Annotated in this window: 19 protein-coding genes and 1 tRNA gene; 13 read left to right on the forward strand and 7 right to left on the reverse strand. The window is 73.5% G+C overall.

Annotated elements, in window-relative coordinates; genetic code table 11:
* Positions 1-60: 60 nt before the first annotated feature.
* Together AB4880_RS07805 and AB4880_RS07810 are read left to right on the forward strand one after the other, a co-directional pair.
* The gene (locus AB4880_RS07805) at positions 61-558 is read left to right on the forward strand and encodes a SigE family RNA polymerase sigma factor (protein WP_367918647.1); all 498 of its coding nucleotides are present in this window, start codon (positions 61-63) and stop codon (positions 556-558) included.
* Positions 555-1,889, forward strand: coding sequence for a TolB-like translocation protein (locus AB4880_RS07810; protein ID WP_367918648.1), 1,335 nt, complete (start codon positions 555-557; stop codon positions 1,887-1,889). The genes AB4880_RS07805 and AB4880_RS07810 overlap by 4 nt, the downstream gene beginning before the upstream one ends.
* Here the strand turns inward: AB4880_RS07810 and AB4880_RS07815 are convergent.
* The 5 genes from AB4880_RS07815 to AB4880_RS07835 form a co-directional block, all read right to left on the reverse strand.
* Entirely contained in the window at positions 1,871-2,689 is an 819-nt protein-coding gene (locus AB4880_RS07815; RefSeq protein WP_367918649.1) for an MBL fold metallo-hydrolase, read from the reverse strand. The two genes, AB4880_RS07810 and AB4880_RS07815, sit on opposite strands and share 19 nt — an antisense overlap.
* 1 nt (position 2,690) lies before the next feature.
* Complete coding sequence (locus AB4880_RS07820) at positions 2,691-3,566, reverse strand: NUDIX hydrolase (protein ID WP_367918650.1); 876 nt, start codon at positions 3,564-3,566, stop codon at positions 2,691-2,693.
* A gap of 101 nt (positions 3,567-3,667) precedes the next feature.
* The gene (locus AB4880_RS07825; protein WP_367918651.1) at positions 3,668-4,135 is read right to left on the reverse strand and encodes a RidA family protein; all 468 of its coding nucleotides are present in this window, start codon (positions 4,133-4,135) and stop codon (positions 3,668-3,670) included.
* Between the two features lie 3 nt (positions 4,136-4,138).
* Entirely contained in the window at positions 4,139-4,294 is a 156-nt protein-coding gene (gene sp36, locus AB4880_RS07830; RefSeq protein ID WP_162851546.1) for a Sp36 family protein, read from the reverse strand.
* A 106-nt stretch (positions 4,295-4,400) separates the two neighbouring features.
* Entirely contained in the window at positions 4,401-4,550 is a 150-nt protein-coding gene (locus AB4880_RS07835; protein WP_367918652.1) for a hypothetical protein, read from the reverse strand.
* Positions 4,551-4,657: 107 nt separating this feature from the next.
* On the opposite strand from AB4880_RS07835, the gene AB4880_RS07840 reads away from it, so the two are divergent.
* From AB4880_RS07840 to bagB, 7 genes are all read left to right on the forward strand, one after another.
* Entirely contained in the window at positions 4,658-5,833 is a 1,176-nt protein-coding gene (locus AB4880_RS07840) for a sensor histidine kinase (protein ID WP_367918653.1), read from the forward strand.
* Positions 5,830-6,498: a response regulator gene (locus tag AB4880_RS07845; RefSeq protein ID WP_367918654.1), complete on the forward strand. Its 669-nt coding sequence runs from the start codon at positions 5,830-5,832 to the stop codon at positions 6,496-6,498. Before AB4880_RS07840 ends, AB4880_RS07845 begins: the two co-directional genes overlap by 4 nt.
* A complete protein-coding gene (locus AB4880_RS07850) occupies positions 6,495-7,259 on the forward strand; it encodes an inositol monophosphatase family protein (RefSeq protein ID WP_367918655.1) in 765 nt (254 codons plus the stop codon). The genes AB4880_RS07845 and AB4880_RS07850 overlap by 4 nt, the downstream gene beginning before the upstream one ends.
* 151 nt (positions 7,260-7,410) lie before the next feature.
* Positions 7,411-8,100, forward strand: coding sequence for an ABC transporter ATP-binding protein (locus AB4880_RS07855; protein ID WP_367918656.1), 690 nt, complete (start codon positions 7,411-7,413; stop codon positions 8,098-8,100).
* Positions 8,100-10,508 carry an ABC transporter permease gene (locus tag AB4880_RS07860; protein ID WP_367918657.1) on the forward strand — a complete coding sequence of 803 codons (2,409 nt, stop codon included), beginning with the start codon at positions 8,100-8,102 and terminating at the stop codon, positions 10,506-10,508. The genes AB4880_RS07855 and AB4880_RS07860 overlap by 1 nt, the downstream gene beginning before the upstream one ends.
* A 40-nt stretch (positions 10,509-10,548) precedes the next feature.
* Positions 10,549-11,565 carry an ATPase BagA gene (gene bagA, locus AB4880_RS07865; protein ID WP_367918658.1) on the forward strand — a complete coding sequence of 339 codons (1,017 nt, stop codon included), beginning with the start codon at positions 10,549-10,551 and terminating at the stop codon, positions 11,563-11,565.
* A gap of 67 nt (positions 11,566-11,632) precedes the next feature.
* Positions 11,633-12,856 carry an ArsA family ATPase gene (bagB, locus tag AB4880_RS07870; RefSeq protein WP_367918659.1) on the forward strand — a complete coding sequence of 408 codons (1,224 nt, stop codon included), beginning with the start codon at positions 11,633-11,635 and terminating at the stop codon, positions 12,854-12,856.
* Positions 12,857-12,910: 54 nt separating this feature from the next.
* On the opposite strand, the gene AB4880_RS07875 is transcribed toward bagB, so the two are convergent.
* Positions 12,911-13,192 carry a WhiB family transcriptional regulator gene (locus tag AB4880_RS07875; RefSeq protein ID WP_367918660.1) on the reverse strand — a complete coding sequence of 94 codons (282 nt, stop codon included), beginning with the start codon at positions 13,190-13,192 and terminating at the stop codon, positions 12,911-12,913.
* 263 nt (positions 13,193-13,455) lie between these two features.
* Between AB4880_RS07875 and AB4880_RS07880 the strand changes: the two genes are divergently transcribed.
* Positions 13,456-15,798 carry a transglycosylase domain-containing protein gene (locus tag AB4880_RS07880; protein ID WP_367918661.1) on the forward strand — a complete coding sequence of 781 codons (2,343 nt, stop codon included), beginning with the start codon at positions 13,456-13,458 and terminating at the stop codon, positions 15,796-15,798.
* An 89-nt stretch (positions 15,799-15,887) separates the two neighbouring features.
* Here AB4880_RS07880 and AB4880_RS07885 read toward each other — a convergent pair whose 3' ends face one another.
* Complete coding sequence (locus AB4880_RS07885) at positions 15,888-16,346, reverse strand: GatB/YqeY domain-containing protein (protein ID WP_367918662.1); 459 nt, start codon at positions 16,344-16,346, stop codon at positions 15,888-15,890.
* Positions 16,347-16,382: 36 nt separating this feature from the next.
* Between AB4880_RS07885 and AB4880_RS07890 the strand changes: the two genes are divergently transcribed.
* The 3 genes from AB4880_RS07890 to AB4880_RS07900 all read left to right on the forward strand — a co-directional run bounded on the left by AB4880_RS07890 (position 16,383) and on the right by AB4880_RS07900 (position 18,474).
* Positions 16,383-17,309, forward strand: coding sequence for a metallophosphoesterase (locus tag AB4880_RS07890; protein WP_367918663.1), 927 nt, complete (start codon positions 16,383-16,385; stop codon positions 17,307-17,309).
* A 114-nt stretch (positions 17,310-17,423) separates the two neighbouring features.
* A tRNA-Pro gene (locus tag AB4880_RS07895) sits at positions 17,424-17,500 on the forward strand.
* Positions 17,501-17,625: 125 nt separating this feature from the next.
* Complete coding sequence (locus AB4880_RS07900) at positions 17,626-18,474, forward strand: hypothetical protein (protein WP_367918664.1); 849 nt, start codon at positions 17,626-17,628, stop codon at positions 18,472-18,474.
* Positions 18,475-18,532: the final 58 nt, after the last annotated feature.

Below are 18,532 nucleotides of genomic sequence, written 5' to 3' on the forward strand. Positions count from 1 at the left end.
GCCGTCCACCCCCGGACCGCCCGCTCCGTGCGTAGGAGTGGGTGAAAGGGGGTTCGACGCATGCCCGACCCGTCCCGCAACGCCTTCGAGCAGTTCGTCCACGCACGTACGCCGGCCCTCACCCGGACGGCGTACCTCCTCACCGGAGACGCCCATCTCGCGGAGGATCTCGTGCAGACGGCACTCTTCAAGGCGGCGCGCGCCTGGCACCGCATCGACGGCGACCCCGAGCCGTACGTGCGTCGCATCCTGTATACGCAGAACATCTCGTGGTGGCGTCGGCGCAAGGTCGACGAGACCATCGGCGCCCCGTACGACGCCGCGGCCACCGCGCCCGACGCCGACCTGCGGTTGAGCCTGGAGGCGGCGCTCGCGCAGCTGACCCGGCGCCAGCGCTCGGTCCTGGTGCTGCGCTACTTCGAGGACCTGACCGAGGTGCAGACCGGCCACGTGCTGGGCATCTCGGCCGGCACCGTGAAGTCGACCGGCCGCGAGGCGCTGGCCCGGCTGCGCACCCTGGCGCCCCATCTCGAGGAGCTGCTGGAGGGCGTGGCATGAGCGGCGAGCAGCTGCGCGACGAGCTCCGGCGGATCGCCGAGGGCGCGCCCGCCGTGCACGTGCCCGGCGACACCTTCGACCGTGGCCGGCGCGCGGCCCGGCGGGCCCGCATCGCCGCCGCGGTGGTCACCGTGGGGTGCCTGGCGCTGCTGGCGGCGATCGTCGTACCGCTGGTGCGGACGCCGACTCCCCCGGTCGCCGACGGCCGCCCGGCGCTCGGCGTGCCGAACCGGCTCTACGCCACCCCGGCCGGCGTACGACGGGAGCAGCCCGGGGCCACCGGCGTCACGGTGGCGGCGGCGGTGCTGGTCGACGAGTCCGGCAACCCGACGCTGGTCGACGCGGCCGACGGCAGCTATCACCCGCTGGACGTGTCGCTGCGCAGCGAGACCCAGCACACCGGCAGCTCCTACCTGACCGATCTCCCGATCGCCCTCTCACCCGACGGCAGGACACTGGCCTGGGCCTGGCTCGACGACCTCGGCAACAAGGCACGCACCGGCCTGCGGATCCTCGACCTGACGGGCGGCAGCCATCACGACGTGCCCCTGACCTTCGAGACCGGCGCCGCGCTGATCCCCCGCACCCTGCGGTGGTCGCCGAACGGCCGGCGGCTGGCCTGGAGCGGCTACCGGGTCAAGCAGTGGACCAGCACCACCATCGACATCGGTGGCTCCTGGGCCGGCGCCCTGGGCGCCGATGACGCGAGATCCACCTTCGCGCAGGTGCCGGAACCGGTGATCGAGAGCGGCGGCGGTGCGACGGGCGGCGACGTCCCGTTCGACGCCGCGGTCTCCGACACCGGCGACCTGGCGGTCGTCAGCGGCAACCTGCTGCTGTGGAAGGGCGACCGGACACGGTTCCCGGCGCCCGCGAACGCCACGCTGACCGGGCTGCGCATCGTGGGCGGCGCGGTCCAGGCGACGATCGGCTCGCGGCTGGTGACGCTGCCCGGCGGCGACGTCCGCGCCGTCTTCCCCGACGCCGAGCCGACCGACCTCGGCCCGCTCGACCAGCGACGAGTGCTGCACCTGGTCGGGGACGGGCCGCGCGAGGTGCAGGTCGTCAGCGCCAGGGGTCCCGGTCGCCCGACGCCGATCATCAAGGTCGACGACGGCGTCGCGCAGGTCTCGCTCGCCACCGACCTGATGTCGCTCGCACAGCCGACCGTCACGCGGCCGGCGCCGGAGTGGCCGTGGTGGACCGGCCGCGTCACGTCCCTGCTCGTGCTCGCCGGGCTGGCGCTGGCCGGGCTGGTCGTGGCGCTGGGCTGGGCGTGGCGCCGCCGTCAGCGCCGCCGTCAGCGCCGCCGTCAGCGTCGGGCCAGGTAGGCCAGTTGCGCCCGCACCGACGACTCCGCCGCGCCCCACAGCGACTCGTCGACGTCGGCATAGACCACCTCGACGACCTGCCGCGGCAGGGTCGGGTGCTCCGCGACGTCCGGCGGCAGGTCGCTCGGCGCGAGCCCGAGCCGTGGCAGCGCCGCCTCGACCTGGGCGAGCCGGTCGCGCCGGTGGAGGACGTAGTGGTCGAGGACGCCGGCCGCGTCGGGCAGCACCGGGCCGTGCGCCGGCCACAGCGAGTCGACCCGGCCGGAGGTGACCAGGGCCCGCATCCGGGCGATCGAGTCGAAGTACGAGCCCAGGTCGCCGTCGGGATGGACGATCACCGTGGTGCCGCGGCCGAGGACCATGTCGCCGGTCAGCAGCGCGCGGTCGGCCTCGACGAGCAGGGAGATCGAGTCCGTCGTGTGGCCGGGGGTGGTGAGCACCTCGACGTCGAGGCCCCCGACCGACAGCACCTCGCCGTCGGTCAGCGGGTCGGAGCGCCAGCACTGCGCGGGATCGAGGCCGCGGACGCCGCAGCCCATCCGCTCCGCGAACGAGCGCGCGGCCTCGGTGTGGTCAGCGTGGTGGTGGGTGACGACGACGGCGTCGACCTGCCCCGCCACCGCCGCGACGGCGTCGAGGTGACCGTCGTCGAGCGGCCCCGGGTCGACGACGATCGAGCGGCCCGAGCCGGGCTCCCGCAGGATCCAGGTGTTGGTGCCGTCGAGCGTCATGATGCCGGGGTTGGGCGCGAGGACGCAGCGCCCGCGGTCGCCGTACTCGCCGCCGTGCCAGGCCTCCATGTCAGCTCCGGCGGCCGGCGACGAGGGAGCGCAGCCCGGGCGGCATCGACAGCGTGAAGCCGTCGTCCAGCGGCTCGACCTCGGGCATGAACATCTCGACCGTGCGGCCGGTGCTCGCGGCCATCACGTCGACGGTCGTGGCGTGCGTGCCGACCTCCAGACAGGTGAGGTACGTCGGCGGCAGCATCGCCAGCTCGCCCGCGTCGGCGCCGTCGGCGGCCGCGGTCGCGTCGATCCAGACCACCTCCGACGACTCGGTCGACACGTCGCGCGTGACCTGTCCCTCGGGCAGCTGCGCGACGAAGAACCAGGTCCGGTAGCGCTTCGGCTCGAAGATCGGCGTCAGCCAGCCGCTCCAGATGCCCAGCAGGTCGGTGCGCAGCACCAGTCCGCGCCGGGTGAGGAAGTCGGTCATCGACAGCTCGCGCGACTCGAGGGCGACCCGGTCGGCCTCCCAGTCGGCGCTCGTCGTGTCGGCGACGACGCTGTCGGCGGACGTGCCGGCGAGCAGGACGCCGGACTCCTCGAAGGTCTCCCGCACGGCGGCGCACACCAGCGCGCGCGCGACGTCCTCCGTCGTCCCGAGCCGCTCGGCCCACTCCGCCGGCGACGGCCCGGCCCACGCCACGAGGTGGTCGTAGTCGCGCGGGTCGACGCCGCCGCCGGGGAACACGCACATGCCCCCGGCGAAGTCCATCGTGGTGTGCCGCCGGAGCAGGTAGATCTCCGGCCGCCCGTCGGCGCCCGCGCGCTGCAGGACCACCGTCGCCGCGTCGCGCGGTACGGCGGCCTCGCGCCGCCCGTCGGCGTACTCCGCGGCCAGGTCGGCGACCTTGGCCGGCAGCGGCACCGGCGGCAGTGGAATCCGCTGCGTCATCGGTCCGAGCGTGTCTGCGGTGACGCCGCCGGGAACCCGCAGCCCGCTGTCCACTCGCGGTCCGCGACCGGCGTCGTCCCCTCCCGCCACGCTGCCGGACATCAGCCCACGCCGCCGATCTCGGCGATCACCTCGACCTCGACCGGTGCGTCCAGCGGCAGGACCGGGACGCCGACCGCGGAGCGCGCGTGCACGCCCGCGTCGCCGAACACCTCGGCGAACAGCTCGGACGCACCGTTGGCGACACCCGGCTGCCCGGTGAAGTCGGGCGTCGAGGCGATGAACGCGACGACCTTGACGATCCGGACCTGGCTCAGGTCGCCGGCCATCGAGCGGATCGCGGCGATCGCATTGAGCGCGCACTGACGAGCGCAGTCGTAGGCGTCCTCGGGGCTCACCGTGCCGCCGACCTTGCCGGTCGTGATCAGGGCGCCGTCGCGCATCGGCAGCTGGCCGGACGTGTAGACGCGCTCGCCGCTGCGGACCGCCGGGACGTAGGCCGCCACCGGCGGGACGACGTCAGGGACGGTGAGGCCGAGCTCGGCCAGCTTCTCCTCGGGGGTCGCCATGGCTCAGCCCTCCGCCGGACGCTTGAAGTACGCGATGTCGTTGCCGCCCTGGCCCGGGACGAGGGTGACGAGCTCCCAGCCGTCCTGGCCGAAGTTGTTGAGGATCTGCGCCGCGACGTGGTTCAACACGGGCGCCACCTGGTACTCCCACTTGGTCATGCTCCGCACCCTACTCAGTGCCGGACGGCGCACGCAGAGCAGAGTCGTGTGCCTGAGAACCCGCCCACAGGCGTTCTCAGGCACACGACCCCGCAGCGCGGGCCGTTCACCCGTAGCGGTTCACGACCCAGAGCAGCTCGCGGTAGGTGTCGTCCTCCTCAGGCGGGTGGGGGTCGACGTCCTGCGACGTGCGCAGCGTGGCGGGATCGACGGGCGGCGGCAGGTGCTTGAAGCGCGATGGCGACGACTCGGCCATGACGACTCCTTCCGATGGCGTCGAGCGTACGCCGCGTCCACCCGCGGAACCACCGGATCCACCCGTGGTCTGACGCCCCGGCTCCGCGCGCCGTCTACGGTGGCGGCGTGGCACGGCGGACGAGGGCGAACCGGCAGCCGTGGCGGCTGGGGCCCCGCGGTGAGCGCTGGTTCGACGTCGGGCTGACGGTCGCCTTGCTGCTTCCGGTGCTGCCCTACGCCCTCGTCGTCGACGCACGCGACGGCGTCCTCATGCTGGCGCAGATCGTGCCGCTGCTGGTTCGTCGCCGGCACCCGGTCGCGGTGTTCGCGGCGGTCGCGGTGGGGTGCGGGATCCAGGCACTGCTGACGGACTATCCGCTGTGGAGCCAGGCGGCCTTCCCGATCGCGACCTACTCGATCGCGCGCTACGCCGCTCCGCTCTGGTCACGGGCGGCGCTCGTGGTCGGGCTCGCCGGGGCGGGGATCGCGACCTTCCGCTGGCTCAACGGCTTCGGCGCCCAGCTGTTGAGCGTCGAGAATGTCGTCGCCTACTACACGACCATCGCGCTCTTCGTGGTCGTCGCCTGGACCCTCGGCACGCTCGGCCGCACCCGCCAGGCGTACGTCGACGCGCTGGTCGAGCGCGGCGAGCGACTCCAGCGCGAGGCGACCCAGCAGGCCGCGCTCGCAGCGATGGAGGAGCGGCACCGGATCGCCCGCGAGATGCACGACGTCGTCGCCCACGGGCTGACCACGATCGTGGTCCAGGCCGACGGCGCCCGCGCGGCCGCCCGGCACGACCCGTCGGTCACCGACCCGGCGTTCGCGACGATCGCCGCCACCGGCCGGGAGGCGATCGCCGAGCTGCGCCGGATGCTCGGGCTGCTGCGCGCCGAGGAGGCGCCGATCGCTCCGCAGCCGCGACTGGCCGACCTGGTCCCGCTCGTCGAGGAGGCCCGGGCGGCCGGGACGCCGGTCCGCGCCGACCTGGCGGACCCGCTGCCGCAGGTGTCCGACGGCGTCGCGCTCACGGCGTACCGGATCGTGCAGGAGGCGCTCAGCAACGTGCGCAAGCACGCCGGCCCCGGCGCGACCGCGACGGTCGCGATCGACCTCGACCCGGCGAGCGGCAGCATCGTCGTCGCGGTCACCGACGACGGCCGCGGCGCCGCCACGCCCGACGACGGCCGCGGGCTCGGCCTGACCGGCATGCGCGAGCGGGTCGCCGCTCACGACGGCACGCTGTCGACGGGCCCCGCATCCGGCGGCGGGTTCGCGGTGTGCGCGAGGATCCCCCTGTGAGCGAGCAGATCCGGGTGTTCCTCGTCGACGACCAGGAGCTGGTCCGCGCCGGCTTCCGGATGCTCATCGACGCCCAGCCCGACCTGACCGTCGTCGGCGAGGCGGGCGACGGCGGCGAGGCGCTGGAGCGGCTGGCGGTGACCCGCTGCGACGTCGTGCTGATGGACGTCCGGATGCCGCGCCTCGACGGCGTCGAGACGACCCGTCGCCTCGCCGAGCGCCCCGACGCGCCGCAGGTGATCGTGCTGACGACCTTCGACCTCGACGAGTACGCCTTCGCCGCGATCCGCGCCGGCGCCGCCGCCTTCCTGCTCAAGGACGCCACGCCCGAGACGCTGCTCGGCGCGATCCGGACCGTCCACGCCGGCGACTCCGTCGTCGCCCCCAGCACCACCCGCCGTCTGCTCGAACACTTCGCGACCGCCCTCCCCGACCCTGCGGCCGCCACGCCCGCCGACGACCGCCTCGACCCGCTCACCGAGCGTGAGCGCGAGACCCTCGTCCTGGTCGGCCGCGGCCTCACGAACGCCGAGATCGCCGCGGAGTTCGTGGTCTCCGAGGCGACCGTGAAGACCCACATCGGCCGGCTGCTGGCCAAGACCGGGTCCCGCGATCGGGTGCAGCTCGTCGTCCTCGCCTACGACGTCGGGCTGGTCCGTCCGTGACCCGCTCCGACGACGAGGTCGCCGAGGCGGCCGCGGCCGCCGGAGCCGCCGTCGTCCGCGCCCGGTACGGCGAGCCGCTGGTCCGGCACGCCAAGTCCGCCACCGACTTCGCGACCGACGTCGACCTCGCCGCCGAGCGCGCGATCCTCGACGTCCTCGCCCGCGAGCGCCCTGCCGACGCCCGGATCGGCGAGGAGCACGGCGCCTCCGGCGACGCCGACGGACGCCGACGCTGGCTGGTCGATCCGCTCTGCGGCACGCTCAACTTCGCCGCGGAGACGCCGCTCGTCGCGGTCAACGTCGCGCTGCAGGTGGACGGCCGCACCACGGTCGGCGTCGTCGTCGATCCGCTCACCGGCGACACGTGGACGACCGCCGCGCCGCCCACGCCCGGCGCGGCCTCGACGCTCGTCGACATCAACTGCGACGGCCCCACCGACCGTCCCTTCGTCGGCGGTGGACTGGTCGCGGATCCCGCACTGCGCAAGGCTTTCGGGCCCCGCGTGCTCTCCACGACGTTGGCGCTCGCGTGGGTGGCCGACGGCCGGCGCGCGGCCTACGTGACCGACGGCGACGGGGCCGCGCTCACCCGGAGTGTCCACTTCGCCGCCGGCATCGCGGTCTGCCGCGCGGCCGGCTGCGTCGTCACCGACCTGCGCGGAGCACCTCTGGAGGGCGGTCGCGGCCTGCTCGTCGCGGCCGACGCCACCACCCACGCCGAGCTCGTCGACCTCGTCCGGCCCCACCTCGGGCCGGCCTGACCGTCGTACCGGACGGTTTGGTCGCGATATCGCCCCTGGTGCGACCAATTCGTCCGGTACGACGGTCAGCGCCGCCGTCCACCTGACGTCGGACACCCGGATCAGCCCGCAGCCTGACGATCCGAGGCTCTCGGACGACGAGGCTCGACGCATGACCGAACTCGCAGCCAGCGCCCGCGGCCTGACCAAGTCCTACGGCCGCGGCGACACCCTCGTGCCCGCCCTCCGCGGCGTCGACCTCGACCTGCCCGCCGGCCGGTTCACCGCGATCATGGGGCCGTCCGGATCCGGGAAGTCCACCCTCATGCACTGCCTGGCCGGCCTCGACCAGCCGACGACCGGCAGCGTCACCGTCGCCGGGCAGCAGCTCGAGCAGCTCGACGACGACGCGCTGACCCGCTTCCGCCGCGACCACGTCGGCTTCGTGTTCCAGGCGTTCAACCTGCTGCCGATGCTCACCGCGGAGCAGAACATCCGGCTCCCCCTCGAGCTCGCGGGCCGCGACCAGCACGCCGTACGCGACCGCTTCGCCGCGATCGTCGGCACCCTCGGCCTCACCGACCGTCTCGGCCACCGCCCGGCCGAGCTCTCCGGCGGCCAGCAGCAGCGAGTCGCGATCGCCCGCGCGCTGCTGAGCTCGCCCGCGATCCTGTTCGCCGACGAGCCGACCGGCAACCTCGACAGCACCACGTCGGCGGAGGTGCTCGCGCTGTTGCGCCAGTCGGTCCGCGAGCTCGGCCAGACCGTCGTCATGGTCACCCACGAGACCGACGCCGCCGCCTACGCCGACGACGTCATCGTGCTCGCCGACGGCCTGATCACCCGGCGGGACGCGGCCTGATGCGGACCGTCCTGCTCGCCTCCCTCCGCACCCACACCCGCCGGTACGGCGCCGCGCTGCTCGCCGTCGTCGTCGGCGCCACCTTCATCGTGGTCACCGCGGCCCTGTCGTCGTCGGTCCGCAACGGCCTCAGCGCCGGGCTCGACGAGCCCTACGACGGCGCCACGGCCGTCGTGAAGCACCCCTCGCCGTCGGCGGCAGCGGCTCTCCTGAAGGCCGCACCCGGCCGGCAGTCGGACGCCTGGCTGATCGGCTGGACGCTCCAGCAGCTCAGCGTCGACGGCAAGGTCGTCGACACCAGCGCCGACATCGGCCAGGTCCCCGATCGTCCCGGCCACCGCTGGCAGAAGCTGGTCGACGGTCGATTCCCCGGAGGCACCGGCGAGGCCGTGGTCGACACGAACACCGCGAAGGTCGACCGGATCGGCATCGGCGACCGGCTCCGCGTCGGCACCGGCGCCGGCGCGCTCGACGTCACCGTGGTCGGTCTCGTCGACTCCCCCTCGACGGCCGCGGTCGCGTCGGTCTACGTGCCGTGGGCGGACCTGTCCCGCTGGCAGGACCGGCTCTACGTCACCAGCGTCGCCTGGAGCGGCGGCGACCCGACCACCGCGATCCGCGGCGTCGTACCGGACGCGACACCGGTCTCCGTCGACTCCTACGTCCAGGAGCTGCAGCAGGAGATCAACAACGGCGTCGACGTGATCGCCATCGTGGTGCTGCTGTTCGCGGCGATCGCCCTGCTGGTGGCGGTCCTGGTCATCAACAACACCTTCGCGATCCTGTTCGCCCAACGGGCGCGGGACTTCGCGCTGCTGCGCTGCGTCGGGGCGACCCGCCGCCAGGTGGTCCGCTCGGTCCGGACGGAGTCGCTGGCGCTCGGCGTCCTCGCCGCCGTGCTGGGCGTCGCGCTCGGCCTCGGCATCGGGCACGGGCTGGTCGCCTTCGTCCGCGCGCAGTGGCCCGGCGCCCGCCTCGGGACGGCCGACGTCGGCATCGGCTGGCTGCTCGTCGCGGCGATCGTCGCGGTCGGCGTCACCCTCGTCGCGGCGTGGCTGCCGACCCGCCGCGTGGTGCGGGTCAGCCCGCTCGCGGCCCTGCGGCCCGACGACAGCACGCAGGTCCGGACCAGCAGCGGGCGGCTGCGGATCGCGCTGGGCCTGCTCACCGTCGCCGCCGGCGCCCTCGCTCTGGCCGCCGCCGTCGCCGCGGCCAGCCCGCCCGTCCTCGTCGTCGGCGGTACGGCGGTCTTCGTCGGCGTGCTGCTCCTCGGACCGGTCCTGGTGCCCGCGCTGATCCGCGCCGCCGGCACCCTGGCCCACCGGATCCTCGGCCCCGCGGGACGTCTGGCCGCCGGGAACGCCGTACGGAACCCACGACGGACCGCCGCCACCGCCGCCTCCCTGCTCATCGGCGTCACGCTCACGACCGCCGTCCTCACGGGCATGGCGAGCTCGCGGTCGGCGCTCGCCGCGCAGATGGACCGCGACTACCCGATCGACCTCGCCGTCACCGGCGCCGGAGCGCTGCCCGCCGACGTCGTCGAGCGGCTCGGGTCGGTCGACGGGGTGGTCGCCACCGCCGCCGTGCCCGGCGCCCCGGCGAAGGTCGGCGGCATCGAGCTGCCGATCGTCGCCGCCCCGGCCGTCGACGACGTCACCCACGGCGCGGTCCGCCGGCCGCCTGCGGGCACGGTCGTCGTCCCCTGGGACCACCTCGGCGACGGCGTCTCCGCCGGCGACCGGGTCGCCGTCACCGTCGGCGACCGCACCCTGCGGCTCGAGGTCGCGGGCGGCGACGGCTGGGGCGACGCCGCCCTCGTCCGCCGTACGACGCTCGACCGGCTGGCCCCCGGCGCCGCCACCCAGGCGGTCTGGCTGCGCGCCGACGCCGACGTCGACCCGCAGGACCTCGCCGGCTCCGTCGAGGCGGTCGCCTCCCCGGTCGGCGCCGGACTCGAGAACGGCCTCGCCCGTCGCTCGTACGTCGACGTCCAGCTCGACGTCGTCACCGGCGGCGTCGTCGGCCTGCTCGGCATCGCCGTCGTCATCGCCCTCGTCGGCATCGCCAACACGCTCGGCCTCTCCGTCCTCGAGCGCGGCCGCGAGCACGCACTGCTGCGGGCGCTCGGCCTCACCCGCCGCCAGGTGCGTCGGATGCTCGCCGCCGAAGCCGTGCTCCTGTCCGTGGTGGCGACCCTGATCGGCACCACGCTGGGCGTCTCCTTCGCGTGGGCCGGCGTCCGGGCGCTCGTCGAGCCGGCGGTCCACGGCGCAGGCCTGGTCCTGCCCTGGCCCCAGCTCGCCGCCGTGGTCGGCGTCTCGGCCCTGGCCGGGCTGGTCGCCGCGGTCGTGCCGTCGCGGCGTGCGGCGCGCGTCACGCCGGCAGCCGGGCTGCGTCTCGAGTAAGCCCCCCCGGTCCCCCGGTCGCTCGCTAGGCTCTGGCCTCGTGAGCGATTGGGGGAACGTCCGCCTGCACGTGGTCACCGGCAAGGGTGGCACCGGCAAGTCCACGGTGGCGTCTGCGCTCGCGCTGGCCCTGGCCACCCCCGGCAAGAACGTGCTGCTCTGCGAGGTCGAGGGCCGCCAGGGCATCGCGCGGATGTTCGACGTCGACCCGCTGCCCTACCAGGAGCGGCGACTGACGACCGGCCTTCCCGATGACAGCGCGGACGGCGGCGGCCGCGTCCCGGCCGGCCGGGTCCATGCGCTGCACATCGACGCCGAGGCGGCGCTGCTGGAGTACCTCTCGATGTACTACCGGCTCGGCCGCGCCGGCAAGGCGCTCGACCGCTTCGGCGTCATCGAGTTCGCGACCACCATCGCGCCGGGCGTGCGCGACGTGCTGCTGACCGGCAAGGTCTACGAGGCGGTGCAGCGCAACAGCCGCAACAAGGGCGCGATCGAGTACGACGCCGTCGTCCTCGACGCCCCGCCGACCGGCCGCATCACCCAGTTCCTCAACGTCAGCAACGAGCTCGCCGGGCTGGCGAAGGTCGGGCCGATCAAGTCGCAGTCCGACACGATGATGACCCTCTTCCGCTCGCCACGGACGGCCGTCCACCTGGTCACCGTGCTCGAGGAGATGCCGGTCCAGGAGACCGCCGACGGCATCGCCGAGCTGCGCTCCGCGCGGCTCCCGGTCGGCGGCGTCATCGTCAACCAGGTCCGCCCGCAGGACCTCAGCTCCGACGAGCTCGCCGCGGCCCGCGCCGGGACCCTCGACCGCGACCGCATCGAGCGCGACCTGGCCGACGGCGGCATCGAGGTCGCCCCCGGACTGGTCGACGGACTGCTCGCCGAGGCCGCCGACCACGCCGAGCGCCGCGCGCTGGAGGACTCGCAGCGCGACATCGTCGCGGGCCTCGGCGTGCCGTCGTACGAGCTGCCGCGGATCGCCGGCGGCATCGACCTCGGCGGGCTCTACGAGCTCGCCGCACTCCTCCGAGAGCAGGGCATGGCATGAATCACCCCAAGCGGTTCCGCGCCTCCCCCGGTTCGCTCCTCCGACGCACAACCGCTCGGGGACCCCGATGAGCCGCGACAGCGCCCACCACCGGCCGTCCCGCGTCGGCCCGGCCACGCCGCCCGGCCATCGCGCCGGCCCGCTCGACGTCGACGCTCTGCTCGACGACCCGACCACCGGCATCATCGTGTGCTGCGGGTCCGGCGGCGTGGGCAAGACGACGACCAGCGCGGCGCTCGCGCTGCGGGCCGCCGAGCGGGGCCGGAAGGTCGTCGTCCTCACCATCGACCCGGCTCGCCGGCTCGCGCAGTCGATGGGCATCGAGGAGCTCGACAACACCCCGCGCCCGGTCAAGGGGCTGCGCCTCCAGTCGCCCGAAGCCGCCAGCGGGGGCGCGACGGGGGGCGGAGCCCCCCGTCTGGACGCGATGATGCTCGACATGAAGCGCACCTTCGACGAGGTGGTGCTCTCGCAGGCCAGCCCCGAGAAGGCGAAGCAGATCCTCGCCAACCCCTTCTACATCGCGCTGTCGAGCTCGTTCGCGGGCACGCAGGAGTACATGGCGATGGAGAAGCTCGGCCAGATCCACCGCGATGCGCAGGCGGCCGGCACCTACGACCTCATCGTCGTCGACACCCCGCCCTCACGCTCGGCGCTCGACTTCCTCGACGCGCCCGAGCGGCTCTCCAGCTTCCTCGACGGGCGCTTCGTGCGGCTGATGCTGGCGCCGGCGAAGGGCCCGGCCAAGCTGATGACGGCGGGCTTCAGCCTGATCACCCATGCGCTGACCAAGATCCTCGGCGCGCAGTTCCTCAAGGACCTGCAGACCTTCGTGACCGCGCTCGACACCGTCTTCGGCGGCTTCCGGCAGCGCGCGCAGCAGACCTATGCCCTGCTCAAGGCCGACGGGACGGCGTTCCTCGTCGTCGCCGCGCCCGAGCAGGACGCGCTGCGCGAGGCGGCGTACTTCGTCGAGCGGCTCAGCGACGACGGCATGCCGCTGGCCGGCCTGGTCGTCAACCGCGCCAGCCCCGCCCCGGGCGGCGACCTGTCGGCCGACGAGGCGATGACGGCGGCCGAGCGGCTGCGTCGTAGCGACGACGGGTCGCTGACCGCGGGACTGCTGCGGCTGCACGCCGACCGGGTGCGGATGGTCGAGCGCGAGCGCGTGCTGCGCGACCGATTCGCGACCGCGCACCCGCAGGTGCCGACGGTCGTCGTACCGGCGCTGGCCGGCGACGTGCACGACCTCGACGGTCTGCGCACGGTCGGCACGCTGCTCGCGCGCTGACCGTGCGGCGACCTTCCGACGGCCGCCGAAGCGGCCGATGAGACGCGGAGAGCGTCAGACCGCGGGGGTCGTCTGCTCTTCGCGGGCGGCCTCGAGCACGTTGCGCCACGAGGCGTTCGGACGACGACGCAGGAGCGCACGACGCTCCCGCTCGGTCATCCCGCCCCAGACGCCCCACTCGATCTGGTTGTCCAGTGCCTCAGCGAGGCACTCCGTCCGCACGGCACATCCGGTGCAGACCTGCTTGGCCTTGTTCTGCTCGGCCCCACGGACGAACAGCTGGTCCGGCTGCTCGTCCCGACATGCGGCGCGCGGCGCCCAATCCTCTACCCACATGGTTGTCCCCTGACAGTTCCCACAACCGAGGAGCCAGCACCCCCACAGCGCTTGGTCTCCTCGACCGAATCAAAGTAAAGGAGGATCTCCAATACCGACACCGCTCATTGGGCCCAACCTGTCTAGTCACATCGGACTAGACGAGGGCCATCCGCTCCGCCTCCCCCGCATGTCACACGTCCCGCGACGACGCTCCGTGCGGGTTCTCCACAGCCGAAATCGCCGAGTCGGGTTCCTGCGGGACCCTCACGTACGCTGACCGCATGTCTCGAACCCGGTTCGACGGCCTGCCGCCCGGCAAGGTCGCCTCCCATCTCGGCGTGATGTTGGCCGTCGCCGCCGTGCTCGGCGTCGTCGTCGCCGGCCTCGCGATCCCGTTCGCGGGCGTCCTCGGCTTCACCGCGCGCAATGTCGCGCAGTCGGTCGACGACCTGCCGCAGGAGCTCGAGACCGAGCAGCTCCCCCAGCGCACCGAGATCCAGGACGTCAACGGCAAGACGATCGCGACGCTCTACGACCAGAACCGGGTCAACGTCCCGCTCCGCCAGATCTCGCGCACCATGGTCGAGGCCATCGTCTCGATCGAGGACTACCGCTTCTACCAGCACGGCGCCCTCTATCTGAAGGGCACGCTGCGCGCGCTGTTCACCAACCAGGCCGCCAACGGCGTGGTCCAGGGCGGCTCCTCGATCACCCAGCAGCTGGTCAAGCTGACCCTGCTCAACCAGGCCGACACCGACGCCGAGCGCAAGGCCGCCACCGCCGACACCTACGGCCGCAAGCTGCGCGAGCTGCGCTACGCGATCGCCCTCGAGAAGCACCACAGCAAGGACTGGATCCTCGAGCGCTACCTCAACACCGCCTACTTCGGCGACGGTGCCTACGGCATCCAGGCCGCCGCGCAGCACTACTTCAGCGTCAACGCCAAGGACCTCAACCTCCGCCAGGCCTCGCTGCTCGGTGGCCTGGTGCAGAGCCCCGAGGCCTACAACCCGACCAAGAACCCGGCTCAGGCCAAGGTCCGCCGCGACATCGTCCTCGAGCGGATGGCGCAGCTCAACGTGATCACCCAGGCCCAGGCCGACGCCACCAAGGCGAAGTCCCTCGGTCTCAAGGTCCGCTCCCAGCCCAACGGCTGCGTCAACTCCGAGGCGCAGTTCTTCTGCGACTACGTCACCCGCTGGCTGATGACCGACTCCGCGCTCGGCGCGACGGTGCAGGAGCGCAAGCGGCTGATCTTCAACGGCGGCCTCACCATCCGCACCACCCTCGACATGCGCGACCAGAAGGCCGCCCAGGGCTCGGTGTCCTCCCACGTCTACAAGGGCGACGGCGCCCTCGGCGCGCTCGCGCTGATCGAGCCCGGCACCGGCAACGTCAAGGCGCTCGCCCAGTCCCGCCCGATGGGCAAGGGCAAGGGCGAGACCTTCCTCAACTACACGGTGCCGCAGAAGTACGGCGACTCCGCCGGCTTCCAGCCCGGCTCGACCTTCAAGGCGTTCGTGCTCGCGGCGGCGATCAACCAGGACATCCCCCTCACCAAGACGTTCCCGGCCCCCAACCCCGGCCACTTCCCGCTCAACGAGTTCGAGACCTGCGACGGGCCCTATCAGAGCAGCGAGGTCTGGTCGCCGAAGAACTCGACCAGCTCGTCGGCCAACCCCAATCTCTACGAGGGCACCCAGAAGTCGGTCAACACCTTCTTCGTGAATCTCGAGAAGACCACCGGCATCTGCGAGCCGTGGAAGCTGGCCCGCGCCATGGGCATCGACCTGTCGAAGGAGTGGCAGAAGCCCGCCTTCACCCTCGGTGTCGCCGACGTGAGCCCGCTCGACATGGCCGCGGCCTACGCCACCTTCGCCGCGCAGGGCGTGCACTGCGCCGCTCGCCCGGTCCTGCAGATCGCCGACGCCCAGGGCAACGTGCTCAAGAAGTACGACAAGCAGTGCACCCAGGTGCTGGCCAGCCCGGTCGCCAACGCGGTCAACGACGTGCTCCGCGGCGTGCTCGCGCCCGGCGGCTTCGGCCAGGCCCTCTACCCGGGCCAGCCGGCGGCCGGCAAGACCGGTACGACCAGCGAGAACAAGGCCGTGTGGTTCGTCGGCTACACGCCCAACCTGGCCGGCGCCGCCACCGTCGCCGGCGTCAACCGGGCGGGCCAGCCCGAGTCCCTCGACGGGAAGTCCGTCGGCGGCCGCACGCTGTACTCCTCGTCCGGATCGACCACCGCCGGCCCGATCTGGGGCGACACCTTCAAGATCATCGCGCAGTGGCTGCCCGATGAGGCCTTCGTCCGGCCCTCGACCACCGACATCCGCGGCCTGCTGGTGACCGTCCCGTCGGTCGCCGGCCAGTCCTACGACAGCGCCCGCAGCACGCTCGAGGGCCTCGGCTTCACCGTGGTCAACGGCGGCAACGTCGACTCGTCCTACCAGCGCGGGCTGGTGGCCTACTCGGCCCCCGGCACCGGCTCCCGCCTCGCCACCGGCGACACGGTGACGCTCTACGTCTCCGACGGCACCCCGGCCAAGCCGAAGGGCGGCGGCGGCAAGGGCGGCAAGGGCGGCAAGGGCGGCAGGGGCGGCGGCCGCGGCAACGGGCACTAGGACCGCGCCGCCCGGCCGACCCTCAGGTCGACGCATACGGCCCCGCAGCTCCAGGAGCTGCGGGGCCGTACGTCTGTTCGGGACCGGACTCAGCCGAGCTGGCGCCGGACCTCCGCGGCGACGGCTGCGCCGTCCGCCCGGCCCTTGACCTGCGGCGTGACGACCCCCATCACCTGGCCCATCGCCTTCGGGCCCGCGCCCGCGGCGCCGGCCTGCTCGACGGCGGCGGTGACGATCGCGGCGATCTCCTCGGGCGAGAGCTGCTCGGGCAGGTAGTCCTGGATGACGGCGGCCTCGGAGCGCTCCTTGGCGGCCATCTCCGGGCGGTCGCCCTCCTCGAAGGCGACCGCGGCCTCGCGGCGCTTCTTGGCCTCGCTGGACAGGACGGTCAGGACCTCGTCGTCGGTGAGCTCCTTGGCGACCTTGCCGGCGACCTCGGCGTTGGTGACGGCGGTGAGGATCATCCGCAGGGTCGACGAACGCACCTCGTCGCGAGCCTTGATGGCGGTGGTGAGGTCGTTGCGCAGGCGGTCCTTGAGGGTGCTCATGGTCCGATTCTGCCTGGCGTCTGTCAGGCTTGCCGAATGGGATTCGTACGGGCGCTCGTCCGGGCCGCGGGCCTGGGGGCGACCGCGGGGGCCGCGGTGACGTCGTACGCGCTGTGGGAGGCGCGCCAGTACACGCTGCGCCGCTACGACCTGCGGATCCTCCCGACGGGGATGCGGCCGCTGCGCGTGCTGCACCTGAGCGACATCCACATGACGCCCGGGCAGGCGCGCAAGCAGGACTGGATCCGCGACCTCGCCGCCCTCGACCCCGACCTGGTCATCGACACCGGCGACAACCTGGCGCACCGGGATGCCGTCCCCGTCGTCCTCGACAGCCTGGGCGGGCTGCTCGACAAGCCGGGGGTGTTCGTGCACGGCTCCAACGACTACTTCGAGCCGGGAATGCGCAACCCCTTCCTCTACCTGTTCCCCGACGGGCACCGCTACACGAACGTCCCGCACCTGCCGTGGCGCGACCTGAGCGCCGGCCTGACCGGTGCCGGGTGGCTCGACCTCACCAACCGCCGCTCGTCGCTGCGGGTGGGCGAGACGGTCCTGGCGTTCGCGGGAGTCGACGACCCGCACCTCGACTACGACGACCTCGCGGCCGTCGCGGGACCGGCCGATGCGGAGGCCGACGTCCGGCTGGGCGTGGCGCACGCGCCGTACCTGCGGGTGCTCGACCAGTTCGCCGCCGACGGCTACGACGCGATCATCGCCGGACACACCCACGGCGGCCAGGTGTGCCTCCCCTGGCCCGGAGGCGGCCGGAGTCTCACCACCAACTGCGACCTCGAGCCGGCCCGCGCCCGCGGCCTGCACCGCCACCCCGCGGACTCCCGCCCGGGCGACCCCGGCTCGGCCTGGCTGCACGTCTCGGCCGGTCTGGGCTCGAACCCCTACCTGCGGATCCGGGTCGCCTGCCGCCCCGAGGCCACCCTCCTCACCCTGGTCCCCCGCTGATCCGGCCGCTGCGCGCAGGCGCCGTCCGGGAAGCGGCTGCCGATTGCGAGTCCGGGCGCGGGCTCCGCTATGCTCCGATGCTTGTGAGCCGGCTTCTTCGAGGCGGGATCATGGCGGGCTGTGGCGCAGTTTGGTAGCGCGCCTCGTTCGGGACGAGGAGGCCGCAGGTTCAAATCCTGTCAGCCCGACCAGAGCAACGGACCCACGCATCGCGTGGGTCCGTTCGCCGTTTTCGCACGCCACGAGCGCGAACCACCTCGATTCCGCCCACCGGCCTGCCGCCGACGCGCAGGTCAGTCGTGACACACTGCATGTCATGTCTGACGAGCAGGACAAGCTGAAGCTCAGCTTGGAGGCGCCCAAGCTGTTCGGGCGCAAGAAGAAGCCGGACGCCGCCGCGGCGCCGGCTCCCGCACCCGCCACGGCCGCCGCCGAGGTCGAGGCGGAGCTGCCTGCCGTCACCGAGGACACCGCCGCCGAGGACACCGCCGCCGAGGACACCGCCGCCGAGGACACCGCCGCGGAGGCGGTCGCCGAGCCCGAGCCGACCGTCGTGCTCGAGGAGGTCACGCCCGAGCCCGAGCCCGCTCCCGAGCCCGCGGCAGTGGCGCCCGCCGCCGCGCCGGCCACGGCCCCGAAGGCCGCCCCGAAGCCAGCCCCGAAGCCAGCCCCGAAGCCCGCCCCGAAGGCCGCAGCCGTCACCGTCGTCCCTGAGCCGGTCAAGGCCACCAGCGCGGACCTGGAGGACGCCGAGATCGCCGCGCTGGCGGCGTCCGGCCCCAGGCTCGGCAGCTACCGCGCCGCGGCCCTCACCGGGCTCGTGGTGGGCGCGGCGATGGTCGTGCTGACCTGGCTGTCGCTGCGCGGCTGCGAGGCCGTCCGCGGTACGGCGTCCTGCGGCGGCGGTCCCGGCTTCCTGTTGCTCGTCGCCACCTTCGCGCTGTGCGTCCTGCTGGGGGCGCAGCTGCTCAAGGCGTTCTCGATCGCCGATCCCGGCAGCAGCAGCTTCCTGGCGGTCGGACTGGCGGCGGTCGTGGCACTGCTGTTCCTGGTCCAGTACCTCGACCACTGGTCGATGCTCATCGTCGTCCCGCTGCTCAGCATCGGCGCGCACCTGGTGTCGATCTGGGTCACCAAGACCTTCGTCGACGCCGCCGACGGCTGACCGCCGGCTGACCGACGGCTGTGGGCGCCCGAGGTGCCCGCAGAGACGCCGCGAGGGC

The organism is Nocardioides ginsengisoli, from assembly GCF_039537225.1.
GTDB classification, from domain to species: domain Bacteria; phylum Actinomycetota; class Actinomycetes; order Propionibacteriales; family Nocardioidaceae; genus Nocardioides; species Nocardioides ginsengisoli.